The following is a 21,569-nucleotide window of genomic DNA, read 5'->3' as shown; positions in this document are numbered from 1 at the left end:
CTGGGGAGGTTCAGTAGGGCGGCCGGGCGGGGCTGGGGAGGGGCGTGATCAGCGCTTCAGGTCCCGCAGGTACTTCCCGAACTTCTCCAAGCCGTCGATGTTCCGCGGCCCGCTGATGCCCTCGTTGTAGTCGAGCACGAAGAAGTTGTTCTTTTTCACGGCCGGCAGTTCCTTGGTGTGCGGGGACTTCTTCAGGAAGTCGATCTTCTTCTTCGCGGGCATGTCGCCGTAGTCGAAGATGATGATGACCTCGGGCTCGGCCTTGGCCACGGCCTCCCAGTTCACCTGGGTCCACCGCTCGTCGAGGCCGTCGAAGATGTTCTTGCCGCCGGCGGACTTGATGATGTCGTTGGGCGGGACCTGGCTGCCCGCCGTGAAGGGCTGGTCCGTGCCGGAGTCGTAGAGGAAGACGGAGGCCGGGTCGCCCTTCGGGGCCCTGGACTCGACGGCCGCCACGCGCTTCTTGAGGTCGCCCACGACCTCGTCCGCCTTCTTCTCGACCTTGAAGATCTTGCCCAGCCGGTCCAGGTCGGAGTAGAGCGCCTTGAACGGGGTCACTTTCTCCGGGTACTTGGGATAGTTGAAGCAGCTCTCCGTGTGCATGAAGCTCTGGATCCCGAGCTTGTCCAGGATCGCCGGGGTGATGCCCCGCTGGTCGCTGAAGCCCGAGTTCCAGCCCGCGACGACGAAGTCGGACTTGGCTTCCACGACGAGCTCCTTGTTGAGCAGGTCGTCGCCGAGCATCTTCACCTTGGCGTACTCCGACGCCCAAGGGGACTCGCTCACCGGGGGGTTGGCCGGTGGCATCACATAGCCGTGTACGTGCTCGGTCAGGCCGAGGCTGAACATCTTGTCCGCGCTGCCGCCCTCGTAGGCCACCGCGCGCTGCGGAGTCCTGTACGCGACCGGCTCACCGCAGCGCTTGACGGTGACCTTCTCGGCCGCGCCCGCGCTCTTGGAGTCCGAGTCGACCTCGGCGCCGCAGCCGGCGAGCAGCAGGGCCGCCGCGAGCGCCGATCCGATGGTGGCAGTGGTAGTGGTACGTGTTCTGGGCATGGCCTGGTGGTGCCTTTCAGAGGAGAGCCAGGGGGAGAAGGGGGAGCGGGGTCAGAGGGGAGCCGATGGGCTCAGCGCGTAGAGGAGTTGGGGGTCGCCGGTCAGAGGGTGGCTGATCACGCTCGCCTTGACGCCGAACACCTCGTCGACGAGACCCGTGGTGAGCACCTCTTCCGGTGTTCCGGCGGCCACCAGCTCGCCACCGGAAAGCACCCCGATGCGGTCGCATGCGGCCGCCGCGAGGTTGAGGTCGTGCAGGACGACGAGGACGGTGAGGCCCGAGCCCTTCAACAGCGAGAGCAGTTCGATCTGGTGCCGTACGTCGAGGTGGTTGGTCGGCTCGTCGAGCACCAGGATCCGCGGCTCCTGCACCAACGCCCTTGCCAACAGCACGCGTTGACGTTCGCCGCCCGACAGGGTGAGTACGCCGCGGTCGGCGAGGCGGGTCAGGTCGAGGCGGGCCATCGTCCGTGCGCACAGGTCCTGTTCGCGTGCGCTGAGCGCCTGGTTCCCGCGCAGATGCGGCGCGCGACCCAGCGCGATGACCTCCTCCACCGTGAAGTCGAGGTCCACCGCGCCGTCCTGGGCCATGGCCGCGACGACCTGCGCGGTGCGGCGCGGCGTGAGGCGGGCGAGATCGTCGTCGCCCACCCGCACCACACCGGAACTCGGCCGCAGCGCGCGGTAGACGCACTTGAGCGCGGTGGACTTGCCGCTGCCGTTCGGGCCGACCAGACCCACGATCTGACCGCCGCCCACCTCCAGGGACAGGTCCCTGACGAGGAGCTTGCCGTCGATCGTCACGGACAGACCGTCGAGTGCGAGATTCATGGCATCCAACTCAACGGCCCCCGAACATATAGCCCTTGCGCCGCATCAGCGCGATGAACACCGGCACTCCGACCAGCGCCGTGATGACCCCGAGCGGCAGCTCGCGCGGTGCCACGAGAGTCCGCGACACCAGGTCGACCCAGACCATGAACACCGCACCGACCAGCGGTGCGACGGCAAGCACCCGAGCATGCGTGGCGCCGACCACCATGCGTACGAGATGGGGCATCACCAGGCCGACGAAGCTGATCGCGCCGCTCACGGCGACCATCACCCCGGTGATGAGGGAGGCGAGCAGGAGCAGGCCCTTGCGGTGCCGGTCGGGGCTGATGCCCAGGCTCGTCGCGGTCTCGTCGCCGAGCGCCAGGACGTCCAGCGCCCTGCTGTAGCGGTAGAGCACGGCGACACCGAGCAGCACGCAGGCGGCCACGACGGGCAGGGCGCCCCAACTCGCGGCGCCGAAACTGCCCATCGTCCAGTACAGGACCATGCTGGTCGCCTCGCTGTCCGGCGCGAAGTAGATGATCACGCTCATCACGGCCTGGAAGCCGAGCGCCATGGCCACGCCCGTCAGGACGAGCCGCAGCGGCGACAGCCCGCCACCGCGGCTCGCTGAGGCGACGTACACGAGAATGGAAGCGACGAGCGCCCCGATGAACGCCCCCACCGACACCGCGTAGATGCCGAGCGCCGCGAGGCCGCCCGTGACGGTGACGCCGACGGCCCCGACCGACGCCCCGGACGAGACGCCCAGGACGAACGGATCGGCGAGCGCGTTGCGCACAAGCGCCTGGATGGCGACGCCGACCGCGCTGAGCCCTGCCCCCACAAGTGCCGCCAGGAGTACGCGTGGTGTGCGGATCTGCCAGATGATCTGATACGTCGTCACCTCATCGGCGTCGATGCTCCCGCCGCTCAGCGCGGCCCACAGGAGCCGGGCCGTGTCGCCGGGCGTGACGACGGCGGAGCCCAGGCCGATCGCCACGACGACGGAGACGAGGAGAGCGAGGAGGAGCCCGGCGCAGGCCGCGGCCAGCCCCGCCCGCGAGGCGAGCAGGCCCCGTACGCCCTTGACCCTGGCCGGGGGGTCCGGAGGGGGCGAGCCGGGCGCCGGGGCGACGGCTGCCGTGGGGGAGGGCGCGGGTGGAGGCATGGCGGTCGGTCCTTTCAAGTCGGGTTGGAGGCAGGGGTGTTGGTTCCGGCGAGGCGCTGGGCGGACTCGACGCAGTCAGCGCGGTACCGCGCCCTGAAAAGGGGCGCGGGGAACTGCGCGACCGGCCCCCGCCGGCCCGCGGTTCCCTCACCGCCCTCCCGGCGGAACGCTCAGGCCGCGGGCTCCACCTCTTCGCCCGGTCCGGCCCTCAGTACGAGCACCGCCGCCACCAGCGCCACGACCACCAGCGCCCCGAACGCCATGGCGATCCCCGGATACCCGGCGAGGCCGAGACCGAGGCCGCCCAGGCCCGCGCCCACGAAGACCCCGAGGCTCATCCCGGCGGCGTTCACGCTCAGGGCCGCGCCCCGCTGGGTCCCGCAGCGCCGGACGAGCAGGCTGACCACGCACGCGGCCACGACGGCGTGGCTCGCCGCGTGCAGGGACGTCATCGCGAGGGCGAGCGGCAGCCAGTGCGTGAAGTAGAAGCCGACGACCGAGACGAGCGCGGCGACCAGGCCGAAGGCCAGCATCCGCTCGGTGCCGATCCGCGGCTCGGCGGAGTTCGTGACCCGCCCGGTGAGGAGATTGCTCACGAAGAACGACGCGCCGCTGAGCGTCCATACGAACGCGAAGAGCCCGGGGTCGAGTCCGAACCGGTCGTCGTAGTAGGCCGCCAGATAGGAGAGGTAGCCCATGAACACAGCGGTGCGCAGCAGGGCGATGAGCAGCAGCGGCACGACACCGGGGATCGTCCCGAGCGCCTTGAACGAGGCGATGTAGCCCAGGCGTTGGGACGCGTCCTTCTCCTCGACGGGCTTGTCCTTGCCGCGTACGAAGAAGATGGCGGCGAGGATCAGCGAAAGACCGGTCACCGCGAACAGATCACCCTGCCAGCCCCAGAACAGCGCGGGCAGCGCGATGACGGGCGCCGCCAGCATCGCCGTCATCGACTGCGTCGCCGTGACGAGCGTCGCCGCGCGCCCGGCGGCCTTCCCCGAACCGAAGCGGTCGGCCGCCGCCGCCGTGAGCGCCGGGTTCAGCACCGACGTACTGGCGCCGACGAGCAGGCAGAAGACCGCGAGCAGGATGAAGTCCCCGCTCGCGCCGAGTGCGGCGGACACACCCAGCGCGGCGAGCCCGCCCGCAGCGGCCCACTCCTTGCGCACCCGGTCGATCAGCGGGGCGAGCGCGGTGCCGACCAGCAGGGCCGCGAGCCCGCCCAGTCCGCGCAGGCCGCCCAGTGTGGCGACGCTGCTGTCGGCGTCCTCGGCCATGGGCACCAGATACGTGCTGAAGACGGTGAACGGCAGCAGGCCGACCGCGGACGCGACCAGGACGGGCCACAGCGTGCGGGCCATCCGCAGATCACCCGGCAGCGCGGAGTCCTCGGGAGCCTCGCGCGTCTCGGAACCCTTGGAGTCGACGCTCATGCCACCTCCTTGTAGCGGTAGAGCGGCGTCTCGTCGGCGCTGAACTGCGAGAACGCGAAGGGTTCGGCGGACAGGCCGGTGACCCCGGCCGGCAGGAACGCGCGGGCCACGGCGCTGCCGCTCTGCGCGTACACCACCAGCGGCACGTCGTGCTCGCGGCAGTGCGCGAGGATCAGGTCGAAGGTGCCGTTGCTCAACGTCATGCCGGTGGCGACCACGGCGTCCGCTTCCTTCAGGACCTCGGTCATGTCGTCGGTGATCCGGTCGCCCCACTGGGTCGTACGGAGATTGAGGTCGCAGGGCAGGCAGACGCCGCCCCGCTCACGTATCGCCGCGACGAGGGGGTTGACCACGCCGATGAGCGCCACCTTCGCGCCCGGCTCGATGTCGAGCAGCCCGGCGATGGCGGCGTCGCGGGCCTTGGCCCGGACCTCGGGCGTGCCGGTGGGCAGCGTGACGCGCTCGGCCGCTGGGGCGTCCCGGTGCGGGCTGACCTGCGCGAGATAGGCGTCGAGCGCGGCGATACGGACGGGCGTGGACTCGGCGCGCAGCAGCTTGTCGAGGGTGTGGCCCGAGGCGTTCTCGCAGAAGTCCGGGGCGAGTTCACCGGCCTCGAAGGAGCAGGCGCCGAAGGCCGTGCCGACCCGGAGCAGCAAGTAGTGGTTGTGGTAGGTGACTTGGCTGCCCGCGAGGCGGGTGGTGTTGTACAGCCAGAACGCGCTGGTGACGGAGAGGCCCTTGGGGTCGGGTCCGTAGTCGCCCGCCAGGACGGCGTCGATGAGCTCCGCGACGTTGTGGGGCGTGCGCGGCTCGGGGTGTGACATGGGGAGTTCTTTCGGTGTGGTGGTGGACGCTGTCATGGAAGGTCGGGCCTCATCGAAGGTCGGGGGCCTCATGGAAGGTCGGGCCAGGAAGTGGTCGACCAGGGATGCCGCAGCTCGTCGAGCGAAGAGATTTCATGCGGCTTCAAGGTGTCGATGTCCGGCGCCTGCGCGTGATGCGCGTAGGCGTTCTCGACATAGCGGTGACCGGTGTCCGCCGCGATGAAGACGTACGTACGGGAATCGTCGCGGCGCTGTTCCCAGAGAGTGGTCAGATAGGCCGCCCCGGTGGAAAGGCCGGCGAAGATGCCGCTGGTTCTGAGGAGCGAGACCGCGCCGGAAACCGCGCAGTCGAAATTCACCCAGTGCACGCGGTCGTACGCGTCATGCCGGACGTTCTCGAATGCGATGGCGCTGCCGATCCCGGCGATGATCATGTCCGGGTCGGCCACGCGCTCCGAGCCGAAGGTGACGCTGCCGAAGGGCTGCACGCCGACGAGCGACACATCGCGGCCCGCTTCCCGCAGGTATCCGGCGATGGCACCGGTCGAGGCACCCGATCCGACCCCGCCGACCAGGGCGAGCGGCCCTTGCGGGACCTCGGCGTCGATCGTCTCGGCCACGTCGCGGTAGCCGTAGTAGTGAATGCTGTCGTGGTACTGCCGCATCCAGTGGTACGACGGATTCGCCTCGAGTATCTCGGCGATCCGCCGCACTCTCAGCTCCTGGTCGAGCCGGAGATTCTTGGACGGCCGCACCTGTTCCAGCGTGGCGCCGAGAATGTCCAATTGAATGCGCAGGGTGCGGTCCACGGTCGTGGAACCCACGATGTGGCACTTCATTCCATAGCGGTGACAGGCGAGTGCGAGTGCCTGTGCGTAGATGCCGCTGGAGCTGTCGATGAGGGTGTCGCCGGGTTTCACGGCACCTGAATCAAGAAGGTGACGGACCGCTCCCAGGGCCGAATAGATCTTCATCGTCTCGAACCGGAGGCAGATCAAGTCCGGCTCCAGGGATATGAGATCGGGTCTCTTCACCGCTTCGGCTATGTGCTCGTGCATGTATGGCCTCGCCCCCTGTGTCGCGGTCGCCGAGCCGAGAGCATCACACTAGATGAAAATGATTGTCAAGACGGTTAGAGCTGTGGCAGCCTGTGGGGCCTGGAGACGTCGAGAGGTGTCGAGAGGTGTCGGGAGACCGCCTGGAGGCGCCTGCAGGTGCCTCCAGGCGTCGGGATGTGGAGAGGAGACTTGTGAAGCTGTCCCAGGAGGCAGGGCCGCGACCTCGGTCGGCGGGTGCGGGGCCGGGCGGTGTCGGCGTGGGCACCGCCTTCGGGACCTTCGGCGAGCTGCTGCAGGGTGTGCTGCCGGAGGAGGACGGGGACTTCCTCGTGACGTTGCCCGTCGCGCGGTGGACGATGGCCACGTTCCGGCAGGAGCCCGGCCTCGGTGATGTGGTGGTCAGTCCCGCCGGGAAGACCAAGGCGCTGCAACTGGCGCGTACGATCGCCGGGTTGGCCGAGCGGCAGACCGGGGTCCCGGCCGGGGGCACCCTCCACGTGAACAGCGTCATCCCCGAGGGAAAGGGCCTGGCGAGCTCATCCGCCGACCTGGTCGCGACCGCGCGGGCGGTCGGGCAGGCGCTGCGCGTCGAGATGACGCCGTCCCGGATCGAGCGGCTGCTCGCGGACATCGAACCGACGGACGGGGTGCTCTACCCGGCGATCGTCGCCTTCCATCACCGCACGGTGCGGCTGCGCGGCGTCCTCGGGTCGCTCCCGGTCATGGCCGTGGTGGGGTTCGACGAGGGCGGTTCGGTCGACACGGTCGACTTCAACCGCATCCCCAAGCCGTTCACCCTGGCCGACCGGTATGAGTACGCCCGCCTCCTCGACCGGCTCTCGTGCGCCATCCGGCGCCGAGACCTGGCGGAGGTCGGCAGGGTGGCGACCCGCAGCGCGCAGATGAACCAAGTGCTGCGCCACAAGTGGTCGTTGGAGCCGATGCGGGAGATCTGCCGCGAGGTCGGTGGCCTGGGGGTCGCCGTGGCGCACAGCGGTACGACGCTCGGGATACTCCTGGACACCCGCGACCCCTCGTACACGCAGCGCGTGAGCGCGGCGGCGCGGGCGTGCGAGGAGCTGGCGGGCGGGGTGACGGTTTACCGGACGCTGAGTTTCACGAACGGGGCGGGTTAGCAGGGGAGTGCTGCGCGCGGAGTCCGTCGTTCGTCTGCCGCTGGGCTGTGACTCGTCGCGCAGTTCCCCGCGCCCCTTCGGGGCGGCGCCTAGAAGAACACCCCGCACCGCAGCAGCACGTTCGCGTACGGCGTGGCCTCACCCGTGCGAACCACCAGGCGGGCCGTCGCCGTGCGGCGCTTGAGCTCCTCGTGCGGGATGAGCGTCAGGGGCGTGACGCGGGCGGACAGGAGCCCCGCCGTCGCCGGGTTCGCCTCCTGGACCTCCGTCGCCGCCGTTCCGCCCTCCGTCACCAGCTCGGCGAGCAGCCCGTCCAGGACCTCGGCGAAGGACGGGACGCCCGCGCGGAAGGCCAGGTCGACGACGCGGGGGCCCGGCGGTATGGGCATGCCCGCGTCGCAGACCAGGACCGTGTCGCCGTGGCCCAACTCGGCCAGGGCGCCGGAGAGATGGCGGTTGAGGATGCCGGTCTTCTTCATGCGCGCGGAGTCTCTTCCTGGGCCGCGGACGCCGGGACCTCGCCCGCCGCCGGGACCTCGGTGGCCGCCGGGACCTCGCCCGCCGTCGGGTACGACTCCTGCGCGCCCTGCCGGGTGACCGACGCCGCGCCGACGCGCGCCGCGTACGCCGCCGCCGTCGGGAGGTCGTCGCCCAGGCCGAGGCGCCAGGCCAGGGCCGCCGTGAACGCGTCGCCTGCGCCGGTCGTGTCCACCGCGTCCACCTTCGGGCTGGGGACGGTGACGGGGGAGCCCCCGCCGTCCGCCGTCAGTGTCAGCGCTCCCTCCGCGCCCAGAGTGATCACCACCGAGCGTGGGCCGAGGGCGAGCAACGCCTTCGCCCAGTCGGCGGGGGAGTCCGCGGGGGCCGCGTCGTCGCCCAGGATGTAGCGCGCCTCGTGCTCGTTCACCACCAACGGGTCGCACGCCGCGAGGACTTCGGGCGGCAGCGGTGCCGGAGGCGACGGGTTGAGGACGAACCGCGTCGCGGACGGCAGCGTGCGTACGACCTCCGTGACCGTCTCGATGGGGATCTCCAGCTGGGTCGAGACCACCCGGGACGCGGCGAGCAGGCTGCCCGCCGCGCGGATGTCCTCGGGGGTCAGCCGGGCGTTGGCGCCCGGCGAGACCACGATGCTGTTGTCGCCCGACGGGTCGACGGTGATCAGCGCGACGCCCGTGGGCGCCCCGCCGACCAGGACGCCGACCGTGTCCGCACCCGCCGCGCGCTGCGAGTCGAGCAGGAGCCTGCCGTGCGCGTCGTCGCCCACCCGCGCGAGCAGGGCGGTGCGGGCGCCCAGGCGGGCCGCCGCGACCGACTGGTTGGCGCCCTTGCCACCGGGGTGCGTGGCGAGGTCGGAGCCGAGGACCGTCTCGCCGGGGGCGGGGCGGCGCTCGACGCCGATCACCAGGTCGGCGTTGGCCGACCCGACGACCAGGAGGTCGTATGTGGCGTCGTCATGCTCGTGCATCGTTGATTCCTGCTCCTGATCGGGTCCAGGTCCAGATCCGTGCTGGGGTCCGGATCCGGACCTGGTCGTGCGTGGTTGCGGTGACGGTAGGGGCGGGGTCAGGAGAAGTCGGCCACGTTCTTCTCCGTGACCACCTTCACCGGGACCTTCACCATCGTCTCGACGTCCTTGCCGCGCGCCGCCTTCACCGCGTTCTCTACGGCGATCCTGCCCAGCTCCTTCGGCTGTTGCGCCACGGACGCGTACAGCGTGCCTGCCTCAACCGCCTTCAGCCCGTCGGGAGTTCCGTCGAAGCCGACCACCGAGACCGACTTGCCCGCCTTGCTGCCGAGCGCCTTGACGGCGCCGAGGGCCATCTCGTCGTTCTCGGCGAAGACGCCGTCGATGCCGGGGTTGGACTGGATCAGGTTCGTCATGACGTCCAGGCCCTTGGTGCGGTCGAAGTCCGCGGGCTGGGAGGCGACGACCTCGATGCCGGGGAACTCCTTGATGCCCTCGGCGAAGCCCTTTCCGCGCTCGCGGCTCGCCGACGTGCCCGCGACGCCCTGCAGCGTGACGATCTTGCCCTTGCCGCCCAGCTTCTCCCCGAGGGTCTTCGCGGCCAGCTTGCCGCCCGCGACGTTGTCGGACGCGACGAGCGTCGCCGCCTTCGCCTTGTTCACGCCGCGGTCGGCGGCGATCACCGGGATGTCCTGCTTGTTGGCGCCGCGCACCGCCGGGCCCACCGCGTCCGAGTCGACGGGGTTGACGATGATCGACTTCACGCCTTCACCGGTGAAGTTCTGCAGCTGGTTGGTCTGCTGGGACGCGTCGTTCTGCGCGTCCGTGACCGTCAGGTCGATCCCGGCCTTCTTGGCCTCCGCCTGCGCGCCCTCCTTCATCTGGACGAAGAAGGGGTTGTTGAGGGTGGAGAGCGACATGCCGACCTTCGTGGTCGTGCCGGATGAACCGTTGTTGAAGAAGGAGACGGCGCCGACGACGGCCGCCACGAGCACGGCTGCGATGCCCAGCTTCAGTGCCTGCGGCCCCTTCTTGCCGCCGCCTGCCGCGGCGCCCGTGGACGCACCGGGAGTAGCCCCCGCCTTGCGGCGCAGCGTGTCGAGGAGCACGGCGAGCGCGATGACGACGCCGATCACGACCTGTTGCCAGAAGGCGGACACGGAAAGGAGGTTGAGGCCGTTGCGCAGGACCGCGAGGATCAGCGCGCCGATGAGCGTGCCGGACGCCTTGCCGACACCGCCCGCAAGGCTCGCCCCGCCGATGACGACCGCGGCGATCGCGTCCAGCTCGTAGCCCTGCGCGGCCTGCGGCTGCGCGGAGACCAGACGGGACGCGAGGACGATGCCCGCGACGGCGGCGAAGAGGCCGGAGAGGCCGTAGATGACGAGCTTCTGCCGCTTGACGCGCAGGCCGGAGAGGCGGGCCGCCTCTTCGTTGCCGCCGATCGCGTACATGGAACGGCCGATGTACGTACGGGCCAGGATGACGGCCGTGACGAGCCCCATCACGATCATCACGATGACCGGGACCGGCAACCAGCCGCCGATCGTGTCACCGAGGTTGGAGACCGAGTCGGGGAACGGGATCGGGCTGCCCTGCGAGATGACGAGGGACAGGCCGCGGGCCACCGACAGCATCGCCAACGTCGCGATGAATGGCGGGAGTTTGCCGTACGAGACGAGCAGGCCGTTGACGAATCCGCACGCTATGCCGGTGCCGACGGCGAAGATGATCGCCAGCCAGACCGGAAGACCCTGCGAAGTCGCCGTCCAGGCAAGGACGGTGGCCGAGAGCGCGGCCACCGAGCCGACCGAGAGGTCGATGCCCGCCGAGACGATGACGAAGGTGACGCCGAACGCGAGGATCGCCGTGACGGCGGCCTGCACGCCCACATTGAGCAGGTTCTGGGTGGTGAGGAAGTCGCCGGACAGCAGCGACATCGCCACCAACAGGACGACCAGGGCGCTCAGCGCGCCGTTGTCGAGGAGCACGCGGCGCAGACCGGTGGCGCCACCCGCGTTGCTCTTCAGCGTTTCAGTGGCCACGGGAGGCCTTCCCTTCGGTTGCGTCGTTCGGTGTCGTTGCTGATGAGTCGGCTGCCGCGGTACTGACGGCCAGCGCCATCACCGCGTCCTGCGTCGCGTCGTCCGCGGTGAGTTCGCCCGCGATGCGGCCCTGCGCCATCACGAGCACGCGGTCGCTCATGCCAAGGACCTCCGGCAGATCGCTGGAGATCATCAGGACGGCGTGCCCGGAGGCCGTCAGTTCGTTGATGAGCTGGTAGATCTCGACCTTCGCGCCCACGTCGATGCCGCGCGTCGGCTCGTCGAGGATCAGCACCTTCGTGTCCGCGAGCAGCCACTTGCCGATGACGACCTTCTGCTGGTTGCCGCCGGACAGCGTGCGCACGTGCTGGCCGAGCCCGGCCATCCGCACGCCGAGCTGCTCGGCGATCCTTGCCGCCGCGACCCGCTGGCCCTTGAGGTCCACGAGCCCGGAGCGGGTCGCCGAACGCAGCGTCACCAGACCGAGGTTCTCCTGCACGGAGGCGTCGAGCAGGAGTCCCTGGCCCTTGCGGTCCTCCGGTACGAGGCCGATGCCCGCGCCCATCGCGGCGATCACGTCGTGCCGGGGCAGCCGCTCGCCGCGTACGTCGACGGAACCCGCGTCGTACGGATCGGCGCCGAAGACGGCACGCGCCACCTCCGTACGCCCCGCGCCGACGAGCCCCGCGAGGCCGACGACCTCACCGGCCCGCACCTCGAAGCTGACGTCGTGGAACACACCGTCGCGCGTGAGGCCTTCGACGGTGAGCAACGCGCCCCCGGTGTCCGGGCGTTCGCGCGGGTACTGCTGCTCGATGCTGCGGCCCACCATCAGGCGTACCAGCTCGTCCTCGGCGGTCGACGCGGGCACCTGGTCGACGCTGCGGCCGTCGCGCAGGACGGTGACGCGGTCGCCGAGCGCGGCGATCTCCTCCAGGTGGTGGGTGATGAAGACGACGCCGACGCCGTCCGTGCGCAACTGCCGCACGATCGCGAAGAGTTTGTCGACCTCCTCGCTCGTCAGGACGGCCGTCGGCTCGTCCATGATCAGGACGCGTGCCTCCAGGCTGAGCGCCTTGGCGATCTCCACCATCTGGAGCCGGGCGATGCCGAGTTCACGCACCTTGGCCCGGGGTGAAACCTGGACGCCGACCCGCTTCAGGAGCTTCTCCGCGGCCTCCTCCATCGCCTTCCGGTCGATCATCCCGAAGCGGCGCGGCTGCCGGCCAAGGAAGATGTTCTCGGCGACGGTGAGGTCGGGTACGAGGTTGAACTCCTGGTAGATCGTGGCGATGCCGAGCCGTTCGGCGTCCTGCGCGCCGTGGATGCGGGCTTCTTCGCCGTCCACGAGGATGCGGCCGCTGTCGGGGCGGTAGGCGCCGGAGAGCATCTTGATCAGCGTGCTCTTGCCCGCGCCGTTCTCGCCGAGCAGGACGTGCACCTCACCGCGGCGCAGGTCGAAGTCCACGGAGTCGAGCGCGACGACGCCGGGGAAGGTCTTGCGTATGCCTTCGATCCGCAGCAACTCATCCTGGTTGCTCACGTGTTGCTCCTCTGGTCGGTGGGGGACTCGCCGCAGGAGCGGCGTACGACGAGACGTGCGGGCAGGGTGACGGACCGGGGGCGCCTGCCCTCGATCCGGTCGACCAAGGCCTGCACGGCGGCCCGGCCCAGATCGCCGGTCGGCTGGGCGATGGCGGTGATCGGCGGATCGGTGTGCACGAACCACGGGATGTCGTCGAACGCCGCGAGCGCGATGTCGTGCGGGACGCGCAGGCCGTGCGCCCGGATCGCGTCCAGCGCGCCGAGCGCCATCAGGTTGTCGGCGGCGAATATGGCGTGCGGCGGCTCGGGCAGCGCGAGGAACCGCTCGGTGGCCCGGCGCCCGCTGTCGGCCTGGAAGTCGCCCTGTCCGATGTAGTCGGCGGGCAGCACGAGCCCGTACGCGCCGAGTGCCTCGCGGAAGGCCTCGACACGCTCGCTTCCGGTGGTGGTGGCCGCGGGCCCCGCGATGATCGCGAGCCTGCGGTGGCCGATGCCGTGCAGGTGGGCGACCAGGTCGCGGACGGCCGCGCGGCCGTCCGCGCGGACGACGGGCACGTCCACGCCCGGGATCCAGCGGTCCACGAACACCATCGGGGTGCTGGAGCGCGCGGTGTCCAGCATCAGCGGGGAGCCGCCGTCGGTGGGGGAGACCAGGAGCCCGTCGATGCGCCGGTCCAGGAGCGTGCGCACGTGGTGGTCCTGGAGCTCCGGCCGCTCGTCGGCGTTGCCGATGATCACGCTGTAGCCGAGCGCGCGGGCCGCCTCCTCGACGGAGCGGGCCAGTGCCGTGAAGTACGGGTTCAGTACGTCGCTGATGACCAGGCCGAGGGTGCGGGTCTGGGCGGTGCGAAGGGACCGGGCGACGGCGTTCGGGCGGTAGCCGAGGCTCTCCACCGCGGCGAGCACGCGGGTGCGGGCCGCCGGGCTGACCGAGGGGTGACTGTTCAGGACGCGCGAGACCGTGGCGACGGATACGCCTGCCTCGGCCGCGACGTCCTTGATGCTCGCCATCGCCGGTCCACCTCCTTGTGGAATCGATTACACGGAGGATTGGAATCGATTACACGGGCGGCTGACAAGACCCTGACGGGGCAGCGAGACCAGATTGTGATGTGGAGTGCTCAGGTGAGCGAAGTGGTCTGAGGCGCCGGGAGAACTGGGGCCGGCGGCACCTGGACCGGTGGCACCTGGACCGGCGACACCTAGATCGGGGGCACCTGGACCGGCACCGACTTCAACCCGTTGATGAAGTTGGAGACCAGCCGGCGTGGCGGGCCCGCCGCTTCGAGCGGCGCGGTCCTCAGGGCGCGGAACTCCCCGTACAGGACGCGGAGCTGCAGGCGCGCGAAATGTGCGCCCAGGCAGACGTGCGGGCCCTCGCCGAACGAGACGTGGGGATTGGGCGAGCGGGACAGGTCGACGCGGTGCGGGTCCGCGAAGACACGTTCGTCGTGATTGGCCGACGCGTGGAAGACGACCACCTTGTCCCCGGCGCGGACGGACCGGCCGGCCAGCTCCGTGTCACGGGTGACCGTCCGTCGGAAGGTCAGCACGGGAGGGTGCACGCGCAGCAGCTCGTCCACCGCCGTGGCGAGCGGGACATCGCCCTCGCGCAGGCGGCGGTACTCGTCCGGGTGCTCGACGAGCGCGAGGAGACCACCGGGCGCCGCGCTGCGTACGGTGTCGTTGCCCGCGACGGTGAGCAGGAAGAAGAACATCTCCAGTTCCGGCGCGGTCAGTTCGGGGTCGGTCGCGAGGGTGGTCATGATGTCGTCGGCGGGCACGCGGCGCTTGTGCGCCGCGAGATCCTGCGCGTAGCCGAACATGTCGCGCAGCATCGCGGGCGAGCGCGGGTTGAGCGGCTTTCCGTCCGGGCCGAGCTTAATCTGACCGGCCTCGTCCGGGTCTTGGTAGCCGATCACGCGTTGTGTCCAGTGCAGGAGCAGGCCTCGGTCGCTCTCGGGCACGCCGAGCAGATCGGAGAGATTGAGCAGCGCGTAATCGTCGGTGACGTCGGCGACGAGATCGCAGGTGCCGTCCCCGTCGCGTGCCAGGCCTGCCGCGGAGGCGAGCAGGGCGCGGGCCCGGTCGCGGGCCAGGGACTCGAAGCGCTCCACGCGCCGGGGCGTGAAGGCGCGGCTCACCAGACGCCGCAACGCGCCGTGCTCGGGCGGATCCTGATTGAGCATCATGCGGCGGATGAACGGCAGGTCGTCCGGGTCGGGATCCCGGATCTGGGTGGCGCCCAGGTGGGAGGAGAAGGCGGCGGAGTCCCTGAGCACACGGACGACGTCCGCGTGCCGGGTCACCGCCCAGAAGCCGGGTCCCGCAGGCCAGTCGAGCACCTGCGGCTCCCCCTGCCAGGCCACGGGGTGCCGGTCGCGGAGTACGCGGTAGCGGTCGTGCGGCACCCCGTCGGCGTACTGCCTGGGGTCGAACACATCCGGCACAGCGGTGAGTTCATTACCGCCGGACAGAGAAGCGACTTCGCTGCCCGCACCAGGAGACACCTGTGCGCTCATGAGCCGCTGCCGCGCTCGACGTCCTTCCGCAGGAAGTCCTCCATGGTGCGGATGAGGGCGAGCGGCGTCTCGTCCATCGCGTAGTGGCCCGCCTCGGGGAGTTCGGTCAGTTCGGCGCGCGCGAACCAGCGCAGCCAGGTGCTGCGCATCAGATCCGCTCCGAGCGCCGGATCCAGCGCCCCGACCACCGCGAGCGCCGGCACGGTCGAGCCCTCGACCCGGTCGTGGAAGTCCTCGCGCGCCCACGAGTCGAGCCAGGCACGGAACGCCTTCGCGTCGCTGACGTCGAGCGAGCGCTCCACCATCCGGTCGAGCCAGGCCGCGGGCCGTGTGCCGCCGGTGGTGATGTCGATGATCGCCCGGCGGTTGCCCGCCAGCCGGTCGGCCTCGGCGAACAGCTCCCACTGGTCCGGCGGGAGGTCGAGGCCGGAGGCGGGCACGGGGGAGACGCCGACCAGTCTGCGGACCCGGTGCGGTGCGATCGTCACGACCCGCTGGGCCACGGAGCCGCCCATGGAGTGGCCGATCAGCGAGAAACGGTCCCAGCCGAGGCGGTCCGCGAGCTCGACCACATCGGCGGCCCCCTCGGAGGTCGTGTACGTGCCGACGGCGTTCTTCGCCTCCCCGTAACCGCGCAGGTCGACCACCGCGTACTGGAACGCGTCGAGGTCCAGGTCCACCGCCACCGGCGCGTACGCCGAGCGGTCGGCGAACCAGCCGTGCACGGCGATCACCTTGTGGGGGCCGTCGCCCAGGAGCGCGTGGGGGAGCCGGAAGGAAGAGGAGGAGGGGGAGGGTGCCACGTCGACTCCGATCACCGTGAGGAAAGGGCCGTTCGTGGCGGCCCGGGACCACGGTGGCCCCAACCCGTCGGTACCGCAAGGGTGCGCGGCGGCCCCGGAGCGCGCGATGAGCCGAGCGCCTCAACAGGAAGCCGAGTGCTTCCCGGGGAAGGTGAAAACTTGGCGGACGGCCTGCGATGGGAGCGCGCGGGTGGTCACAATGTGGCATGGCCATCCGCCGCCTCAGCTACCGGCTCGACGAGGAGCCGGACACCGGATCCGTCCGTCTGATCCCCGCACCGGCGGGACCACAGGAGCAGGAGAAGGAACAGCCCCCTGAATCAATGGAGTTGGCCGCCCTCGTGTTGGCCGTCGGGCACCGCCAGGGCCTCAGCCGCAGCAGACTCCCGGACGGCGCGGGCCTGCTCTGCAGCACCGTCGCCGGGCCGCGGGTCGACGTCGCGTACGCGGACAGCCACGCCGAACTCCCCTCGCCCCTGGAGGACGTGGCGCCCGAAGGCCTGACCGCCTTCGCCCGCGAGCACGCGTCCCGCCTCGAACCCTTCCTCGCCGACGTACGCCGCCTGTTCGACGAGCGGGCCGGGCGACAGATCGTCGTCGCCGAGCACGATGCGCGGACCGTGGCCCACTGGGTCGCCCTCGCCTGCGCCTCGCTGCCCGCTGCGTACGCCGCCTCGCTGACGTTCAGCACATGGACCACGGAGCCGCGGCGCGCGCCGCAGCAGATCCTCGGCATCGGCCCGGACGCGGACTTCGACCGCTTCGACGGGCCGACGCTGGACCACCTCTATCGCGTGCACGACGGCGTGGGCGGCCAGGGCAGCACGCCGATGCCCGACACCTGGGCCGAAGTGACCGCCCGGCAGTGGATCGAGGGCACACCGCCGGAACCGGGGGCCGACGACGACCCGTTCGCACTGACCCACCCGACCCTGGACGTACGGACGTTGACGACGATGTCCGGCGATGCCCGCCGGGACATCGTGCGCGCCCATGCCGCCTCCGTGGCGGAGGAGGGCGCCGACAGCCCGCTCGTCGACGAGCTGTACGGACTCTGTCGCGCGCTCGGTGCCGAAGACCCGGCAGCGGCCGAACCGCTCGCCCTCGCCCTGGTCCGGCACTACGCGGCAGTGGCCGAGCAGCAGGGCACACTGCCCGACCTCGCCGTCTGCGAGAGCCTCCCGCTGGGTGCCGAGGCCTGGCAGCGGCTGCGCGGTGAGCTCGGCGGCCGTGCGGACGACGTGCTGCGGCGCACCCTGCGCGAGCCCGTCGGCACCTGGACCGAACCACTGCGGCTCGCGCTCGCCCTGGGCGTGGACGCGGGGCGTGGCCTGGACAAGGCGACGGAACGGCTCGCCAACGCGCTGCTCAACCCCGGGCGGCGCGCGTGCGCGGAGTCCGTCGAGGTCCTGGAGTCGCTCGGCCACGCGGGCCTGAACCGGCAGGTCCTGAACCTGCTCGCCGATGGCGTCACCGAGGGCAAGCTCAGCAAACTCCGGGACCTTGCCAACTCCCCCCAGGGGGAGTGGCTCCGGCGGCGCGTCGAGGCCGGTGAGGCGCCGCTGTTCCTCCGGCTCGCCGAAGCCGGGGCCCGCTTCCGGCGGCATCCGCACTGCTTGCGGGGCGCCCGGCTCTTCGCCGCGCTGACGGAACTGCTGCCGGGCGGCGAGGTGACCGACCCCGGGACGCTGAAGCGGCTGTGGCGGATCGTGTGGGGAGGCACGCAGCCCGACATCGCCGATCTGGCGGAGCTCGCCCGCGCCTGCCCGACACGGATGATCGTGGAGGCCGGTTATGTCGTCCCGCTCGCCGTCCTGCTCAGATCGCCGGAGCGGGTCGACGGCGACCTCGTCGCGTTCGCCCGGGACCTGCGGGCGACGGGGCAGCTGACCGCGCTGCAGCGCGCCACGGCCGAACTCCTCCTGACGTCATATGAGTTCGCCGAGGGCCGCATGCCGCTGCGCCTTGCCGTCGACCGTGTCCGCGTCCAGTTCCGGCAGGCGTCGCCGCTCGGTGACGTCCTGCTGAAAGGGACGGGCGCGTGGGTCGGCCGGGGGTTCGCCGGGGCGTCGCCCGTCGAGTTGTGCCATCGGCCGTCGCTGGAGTTCCTGATGGGCACGGGCGACGACGTCCTTCGGCCCTATCGCGAGTACCTCCTCGACGAGGGCGCTCGGCAACGGCTGATCCGCGAACTGCCCCGCCAGCCGGCCGAGATCGCCGCGCTCTACCACGTCTGGCGCCCCCGGCAGGGGCCCCGGATCACGATGGTGTGGCAGCGGGTCGCCGACGAGCTGCTGACCCGCGTCCTCGCCCCCGTCGTGCCGCATCTGAACGACTGGACGCTCGGCGAGATCGCCACGGAGATCGCCCGGCAGCCGCACGGGCGGGGCTCGCAGCGGGTCCAGGAGTGGAACGCCTGGCGCAGTCGGCAGGCGGGGGCGCAAGGGCCGCCGACGCCGGGGTCGGGTCCCGGCCACGTCCACGTCCATGGCCATGGCCACGGCAACGGTCCTGGCTGTGGCCACTGACCGGGCCTCGGACCGCACGCCAAAGCACACACCGGAAGCACGCACGCACCACGCACACGCACCAGCACCACGCACACGCACCAGAGCCAGAACCACACCACCCCACCCAAGCCACCGACCCGCCTACGCGCGAGAGGACCAGCGTGAGGAAGACCAGCCAGACCAGCGTCACCGCCCAGTCCGGTGAAGCCGCCGACAACTTCCCCGGCGGCAGTATGGCGAACCGCCCCGTCCACTTCATCTGGATGCTCGACTGTTCGGGCTCCATGGGCGTGAACGGCAAGATCGGCGAACTGAACTTCGCCATCCGCGAGGCCATCCCCGAGATGCAGCAGGCGGCCGAGTCCAACCCGGCCGCCTCACTCCTCGTACGTGCCATCTCCTTTGCCAGCGGCGCCAGTTGGCACGTGAGCGAGCCGACCCCGGTGGACCGGTTCGCCTGGGAGGACGTGCACACGTACGGCGGCACCGACATGGGCGCCGGGTTCAAGCTCGCGGCCGGCGCGCTGCAGACCCCGCCCATGCCGCAGCGCGCGCTGCCCCCGGTGCTCGCGCTCGCCTCCGACGGGCAGCCCACCGACGACTGGCGCGCGGGCCTGCGCGAGATCGACGCGACGCCCTGGGGCAAGCGCGCAGTACGTGTCGCGGTGGCCATCGGGGACGACGCGGACAAGAGCATGCTCAAGGAGTTCCTCGGCAACCCCGAGCTGGAGCCGCTGCAGGCCAAGAACCCCCGACAGCTCGCCGCTGCCATCCGCTGGATGTCGACGGCCGTCGTGAAGGAGGCGTCGACGCCGACGGTCGAGGACGCCAAGCCCGCGCCTCCCCTCGGGCCGACGCCGCTGACCAAGGGCGACGAAGACGACATCTGGTGAGCGGGCCCTCCACACCGGCATGGGCCCGGCCCGCGACCGACAGCTGGGCCCTGCTCGGTGCGACGGTCAAGGGAGTCGGCAAGAAGTACAGCCAGGACAGTTGCGGCGCCCTCTCCGTCGCGGACGGGCGTGCCGCGGTGCTCACGGTCGCCGACGGCCATGGCTCCGCGGCCCACTTCCGCAGCGACCTCGGCTCCTGGTGGGCGGTGGAGGAGTTCACCGCGTGCGCGGAGGGTTTCGCGCGGGAAGTGGTGCGTGTCGGCGCCGACGCGACGGGCTGGACCGCCCTGCGCGCCGAGGCCCGCAGGCTGCCGCAGCAAGTGGCGCACCGCTGGCGCGAGCGGGCGCTGCTGCACGACTGCAACTCCCCGGCGCACGGCCGACGCCTGCTGCCGGGTGCGGGCGGCGCCGCGCCGGACCTCGCTGTGTACGGGAGCACGCTCATCGGTGCCGTCCTCACCGAACGCATGCTCTTCTGCTGGCAGTTGGGCGACGGCGACATAGTCCTCGTCGACGCGGAAGGCACCCCGCACACGCCGCTCTCGACGGGGCCCGACATGGGGGACGAGACGGACTCGTTGTGCGAGCCGGAGCCCTGGCGCAAGATGCGCTCGCACTGGCAGCCCTTCACCGGGGGCGCGCCGCCGGCCGTGCTCATCTCCACCGACGGCCTCTCCAAGAGCTTCGCCGACCACCAGGGATTCCTGGACTTCGCCACCGGCGTCACCGAGCGCGCCGCGGGACAGGGCGTGCCCGCGGTGCAGGCGCAGCTCGCGGACTGGCTGGAGCGCGCCGCCAAGTACTCCGGTGACGACACGACGTTCGTGGGCGCTCTGGCGGCCACGGCACCCGCTGAGCCCGAAAACGTGAGGGACGGCTCGGTCGACGGTTCGGTCGACCGCTCAGCCGAACAGGAAGCCGAGAAAGGAACCGCATGGTGAACGGGATGCTCGCCGCCGGAAAGACCCTGGTGGCCGAGTCGGGGGAGAAGGTCAAGGTGGCCGAGCTCTTCGGCTCCGGCGGCCAGGGCGAGGTCTACCGCGTGACGACGCCGCAGGGCGATCGCGCGCTGAAGTGGTACTACCCGCAGCTGGCCGACGCCCGCCAGCGGCAGATCCTCGAAGGGCTCATCGCGCGCGGCTGGAGCGACGACCGCTTCCTCTGGCCCACCGCCATCGTCCTGGACCCGGAGGGCAGCCAACCGGGCTTCGGCTACCTCATGGACGTACGGCCCGCGCGCTTCCGAGACCTGCCCGCGCTGTTCCGACGCGACCCCTCGGTGTCCGCCGCGACGATGCGCACGCTGGTCACCGTGGCGCTGCACACCGTCGAGGCCTACCGGTCGCTGCACTCCAGAGGCATCGCCTACCGCGACATCAACTGGGGCAACATCTTCTTCGACCCGAGCACCGGGGACGTCCTGGTGTGCGACAACGACAACGCGGTGGTGGAGGGCGAGTCCGCCGCGGTCGCCGGGACGATGGACTTCATGGCACCCGAGCTGGTCCGCCGCGACAAGGGGGCGCAGCCCGGCACACAGACCGACCTGCACTCGCTGGCCGTCCTGCTCTTCCTGCTCCTGATGAACGACCACCCGTTCAACGGCGCGCAGGCCCTGCAGATCCGCTGCATGGACGAGGCGGCCAAGCGGCGCCTGTACGGCACCGATCCGGTCTTCATCTACGACCCGTCCGACACCCGCAACCGCCCCGACCCCGGCGAGCAGCCGACCGTGGTCGCCACCTGGGGCGCGCTGCCGCCGATCCTGCGTGACCTGTTCATCCGTACCTTCACGGAGGGGGTGCGGACCCCGGTCAAGCGGGTGCGCGAGTCGCAGTGGTGCGACGCCCTGAGCCAGGTACTCGACGCCATCACCCAATGCGGCTCCTGCGGCAAGCAGAACCTCACACAGCCGGACGGCGCGGCCCCCGACTGCTGGAAGTGCAGCCGCACGCTGGTGCTTCCGCCGCGGCTCGAACTCGTCACCGGTACGGGGACGTTGCGTACCCGGCGCGGCATCAGGCTCGCCCCGAGCGCGCGCGTCTACGCCCACCACCTGGTCGAGTACCCCGACCGGCACGACTTCCGGGCCGTGGTGGGCGAGGTGACCGCACACCCCCAGAACCCGGGCAGGTTCGGCCTCACCAACCACACCAAGGACGTGTGGACCGCGCGCAAGGACGACGGGACCGTGCGGGACGTGGAGCCCGGTCGGACGATCGCGCTGCGGGCCGGGCTGTTGCTGGAGTTCGGGGGCGGGGCGGAGGCGGAGGTCAAGGACTAGGGCGGAGG

The 21,569-nt window shown here is 71.0% G+C and carries 18 protein-coding genes; 5 read left to right on the top strand and 13 right to left on the bottom strand.

The features are described from left to right. Positions 1 to 48: 48 nt before the first annotated feature. The 6 genes from AC5P1C_RS01400 to AC5P1C_RS01375 all read right to left on the bottom strand — a co-directional run bounded on the left by AC5P1C_RS01400 (position 49) and on the right by AC5P1C_RS01375 (position 6,355). Entirely contained in the window at positions 49 to 1,056 is a 1,008-nt protein-coding gene (locus tag AC5P1C_RS01400; protein WP_493863767.1) for an ABC transporter substrate-binding protein, read from the bottom strand. Positions 1,057 to 1,107: 51 nt separating this feature from the next. Continuing rightward, complete coding sequence (locus AC5P1C_RS01395) at positions 1,108 to 1,887, bottom strand: ABC transporter ATP-binding protein (protein WP_493863766.1); 780 nt, start codon at positions 1,885 to 1,887, stop codon at positions 1,108 to 1,110. A gap of 10 nt (positions 1,888 to 1,897) precedes the next feature. Continuing rightward, a complete protein-coding gene (locus AC5P1C_RS01390) occupies positions 1,898 to 3,040 on the bottom strand; it encodes a FecCD family ABC transporter permease (protein WP_493863765.1) in 1,143 nt (380 codons plus the stop codon). Positions 3,041 to 3,210: 170 nt separating this feature from the next. After that, positions 3,211 to 4,473 (bottom strand): MFS transporter, encoded by a 1,263-nt coding sequence (locus AC5P1C_RS01385; protein ID WP_493863764.1) that lies wholly within the window; start codon positions 4,471 to 4,473, stop codon positions 3,211 to 3,213. Further along, positions 4,470 to 5,297, bottom strand: coding sequence for a Rossmann-like domain-containing protein (locus AC5P1C_RS01380; RefSeq protein WP_493863763.1), 828 nt, complete (start codon positions 5,295 to 5,297; stop codon positions 4,470 to 4,472). Before AC5P1C_RS01380 ends, AC5P1C_RS01385 begins: the two co-directional genes overlap by 4 nt. 68 nt (positions 5,298 to 5,365) lie before the next feature. After that, positions 5,366 to 6,355, bottom strand: coding sequence for a pyridoxal-phosphate dependent enzyme (locus tag AC5P1C_RS01375; protein WP_493863762.1), 990 nt, complete (start codon positions 6,353 to 6,355; stop codon positions 5,366 to 5,368). 197 nt (positions 6,356 to 6,552) lie between these two features. On the opposite strand from AC5P1C_RS01375, the gene AC5P1C_RS01370 reads away from it, so the two are divergent. After that, positions 6,553 to 7,491, top strand: coding sequence for a GHMP family kinase ATP-binding protein (locus AC5P1C_RS01370; protein ID WP_493864021.1), 939 nt, complete (start codon positions 6,553 to 6,555; stop codon positions 7,489 to 7,491). Between the two features lie 89 nt (positions 7,492 to 7,580). Here the strand turns inward: AC5P1C_RS01370 and rbsD are convergent, their stop codons facing one another. The 7 genes from rbsD to AC5P1C_RS01335 form a co-directional block, all read right to left on the bottom strand. After that, complete coding sequence (gene rbsD / locus AC5P1C_RS01365) at positions 7,581 to 7,970, bottom strand: D-ribose pyranase (RefSeq protein ID WP_493863761.1); 390 nt, start codon at positions 7,968 to 7,970, stop codon at positions 7,581 to 7,583. Next, a complete protein-coding gene (locus AC5P1C_RS01360; protein WP_493863760.1) occupies positions 7,967 to 8,959 on the bottom strand; it encodes a ribokinase in 993 nt (330 codons plus the stop codon). Before AC5P1C_RS01360 ends, rbsD begins: the two co-directional genes overlap by 4 nt. 98 nt (positions 8,960 to 9,057) lie before the next feature. After that, complete coding sequence (locus tag AC5P1C_RS01355; RefSeq protein ID WP_493863759.1) at positions 9,058 to 11,004, bottom strand: ABC transporter permease/substrate-binding protein; 1,947 nt, start codon at positions 11,002 to 11,004, stop codon at positions 9,058 to 9,060. Continuing rightward, complete coding sequence (locus tag AC5P1C_RS01350) at positions 10,994 to 12,547, bottom strand: sugar ABC transporter ATP-binding protein (RefSeq protein ID WP_493863758.1); 1,554 nt, start codon at positions 12,545 to 12,547, stop codon at positions 10,994 to 10,996. Before AC5P1C_RS01350 ends, AC5P1C_RS01355 begins: the two co-directional genes overlap by 11 nt. Then, a complete protein-coding gene (locus AC5P1C_RS01345; RefSeq protein ID WP_493863757.1) occupies positions 12,544 to 13,560 on the bottom strand; it encodes a LacI family DNA-binding transcriptional regulator in 1,017 nt (338 codons plus the stop codon). The genes AC5P1C_RS01350 and AC5P1C_RS01345 overlap by 4 nt, the downstream gene beginning before the upstream one ends. Before the next feature lie 191 nt (positions 13,561 to 13,751). Beyond that, positions 13,752 to 15,071 carry a cytochrome P450 gene (locus tag AC5P1C_RS01340; RefSeq protein WP_493863756.1) on the bottom strand — a complete coding sequence of 440 codons (1,320 nt, stop codon included), beginning with the start codon at positions 15,069 to 15,071 and terminating at the stop codon, positions 13,752 to 13,754. After that, positions 15,068 to 15,874 (bottom strand): alpha/beta fold hydrolase, encoded by an 807-nt coding sequence (locus AC5P1C_RS01335; protein ID WP_493863755.1) that lies wholly within the window; start codon positions 15,872 to 15,874, stop codon positions 15,068 to 15,070. Before AC5P1C_RS01335 ends, AC5P1C_RS01340 begins: the two co-directional genes overlap by 4 nt. A gap of 206 nt (positions 15,875 to 16,080) precedes the next feature. Here AC5P1C_RS01335 and AC5P1C_RS01330 point away from each other — a divergent pair, with 206 nt between their 5' ends. The 4 genes from AC5P1C_RS01330 (at position 16,081) to AC5P1C_RS01315 (ending at position 21,561) form a co-directional block, all read left to right on the top strand. After that, the gene (locus AC5P1C_RS01330) at positions 16,081 to 18,402 is read left to right on the top strand and encodes a GTPase-associated protein 1-related protein (protein ID WP_493863754.1); all 2,322 of its coding nucleotides are present in this window, start codon (positions 16,081 to 16,083) and stop codon (positions 18,400 to 18,402) included. A 215-nt stretch (positions 18,403 to 18,617) separates the two neighbouring features. Then, entirely contained in the window at positions 18,618 to 19,277 is a 660-nt protein-coding gene (locus tag AC5P1C_RS01325) for a vWA domain-containing protein (RefSeq protein WP_493864020.1), read from the top strand. After that, positions 19,274 to 20,218, top strand: a complete 945-nt coding sequence (locus AC5P1C_RS01320) for a PP2C family serine/threonine-protein phosphatase (protein ID WP_493863753.1) — start codon at positions 19,274 to 19,276, stop codon at positions 20,216 to 20,218. Before AC5P1C_RS01325 ends, AC5P1C_RS01320 begins: the two co-directional genes overlap by 4 nt. Next, entirely contained in the window at positions 20,212 to 21,561 is a 1,350-nt protein-coding gene (locus AC5P1C_RS01315) for a protein kinase domain-containing protein (protein ID WP_493863752.1), read from the top strand. Before AC5P1C_RS01320 ends, AC5P1C_RS01315 begins: the two co-directional genes overlap by 7 nt. The last annotated feature ends 8 nt before the right edge of the window (positions 21,562 to 21,569 follow it).

The sequence above is a fragment of the Streptomyces sp. A18 genome (genome assembly GCF_059026065.1).
The sequence above is the reverse complement of the archived record's forward strand: the minus strand, read 5'-3'. Positions and strand labels throughout refer to the sequence as shown.

Excerpts from the sequence above, each read along its gene's own strand:
- AC5P1C_RS01395 (WP_493863766.1), bottom strand. The coding sequence starts at position 1,887 with ATGAATCTCGCACTCGACGGTCTGTCCGTGACGATCGACGGCAAGCTC.
- AC5P1C_RS01315 (WP_493863752.1), top strand. The coding sequence starts at position 20,212 with ATGGTGAACGGGATGCTCGCCGCCGGAAAGACCCTGGTGGCCGAGTCG.
- AC5P1C_RS01385 (WP_493863764.1), bottom strand. The coding sequence starts at position 4,473 with ATGAGCGTCGACTCCAAGGGTTCCGAGACGCGCGAGGCTCCCGAGGAC.
- rbsD (WP_493863761.1), bottom strand. The coding sequence starts at position 7,970 with ATGAAGAAGACCGGCATCCTCAACCGCCATCTCTCCGGCGCCCTGGCC.
- AC5P1C_RS01375 (WP_493863762.1), bottom strand. The coding sequence starts at position 6,355 with ATGCACGAGCACATAGCCGAAGCGGTGAAGAGACCCGATCTCATATCC.
- AC5P1C_RS01325 (WP_493864020.1), top strand. The coding sequence starts at position 18,618 with ATGGCGAACCGCCCCGTCCACTTCATCTGGATGCTCGACTGTTCGGGC.
- AC5P1C_RS01330 (WP_493863754.1), top strand. The coding sequence starts at position 16,081 with ATGGCCATCCGCCGCCTCAGCTACCGGCTCGACGAGGAGCCGGACACC.
- AC5P1C_RS01360 (WP_493863760.1), bottom strand. The coding sequence starts at position 8,959 with ATGCACGAGCATGACGACGCCACATACGACCTCCTGGTCGTCGGGTCG.
- AC5P1C_RS01390 (WP_493863765.1), bottom strand. The coding sequence starts at position 3,040 with ATGCCTCCACCCGCGCCCTCCCCCACGGCAGCCGTCGCCCCGGCGCCC.
- AC5P1C_RS01400 (WP_493863767.1), bottom strand. The coding sequence starts at position 1,056 with ATGCCCAGAACACGTACCACTACCACTGCCACCATCGGATCGGCGCTC.
- AC5P1C_RS01345 (WP_493863757.1), bottom strand. The coding sequence starts at position 13,560 with ATGGCGAGCATCAAGGACGTCGCGGCCGAGGCAGGCGTATCCGTCGCC.
- AC5P1C_RS01380 (WP_493863763.1), bottom strand. The coding sequence starts at position 5,297 with ATGTCACACCCCGAGCCGCGCACGCCCCACAACGTCGCGGAGCTCATC.
- AC5P1C_RS01340 (WP_493863756.1), bottom strand. The coding sequence starts at position 15,071 with ATGAGCGCACAGGTGTCTCCTGGTGCGGGCAGCGAAGTCGCTTCTCTG.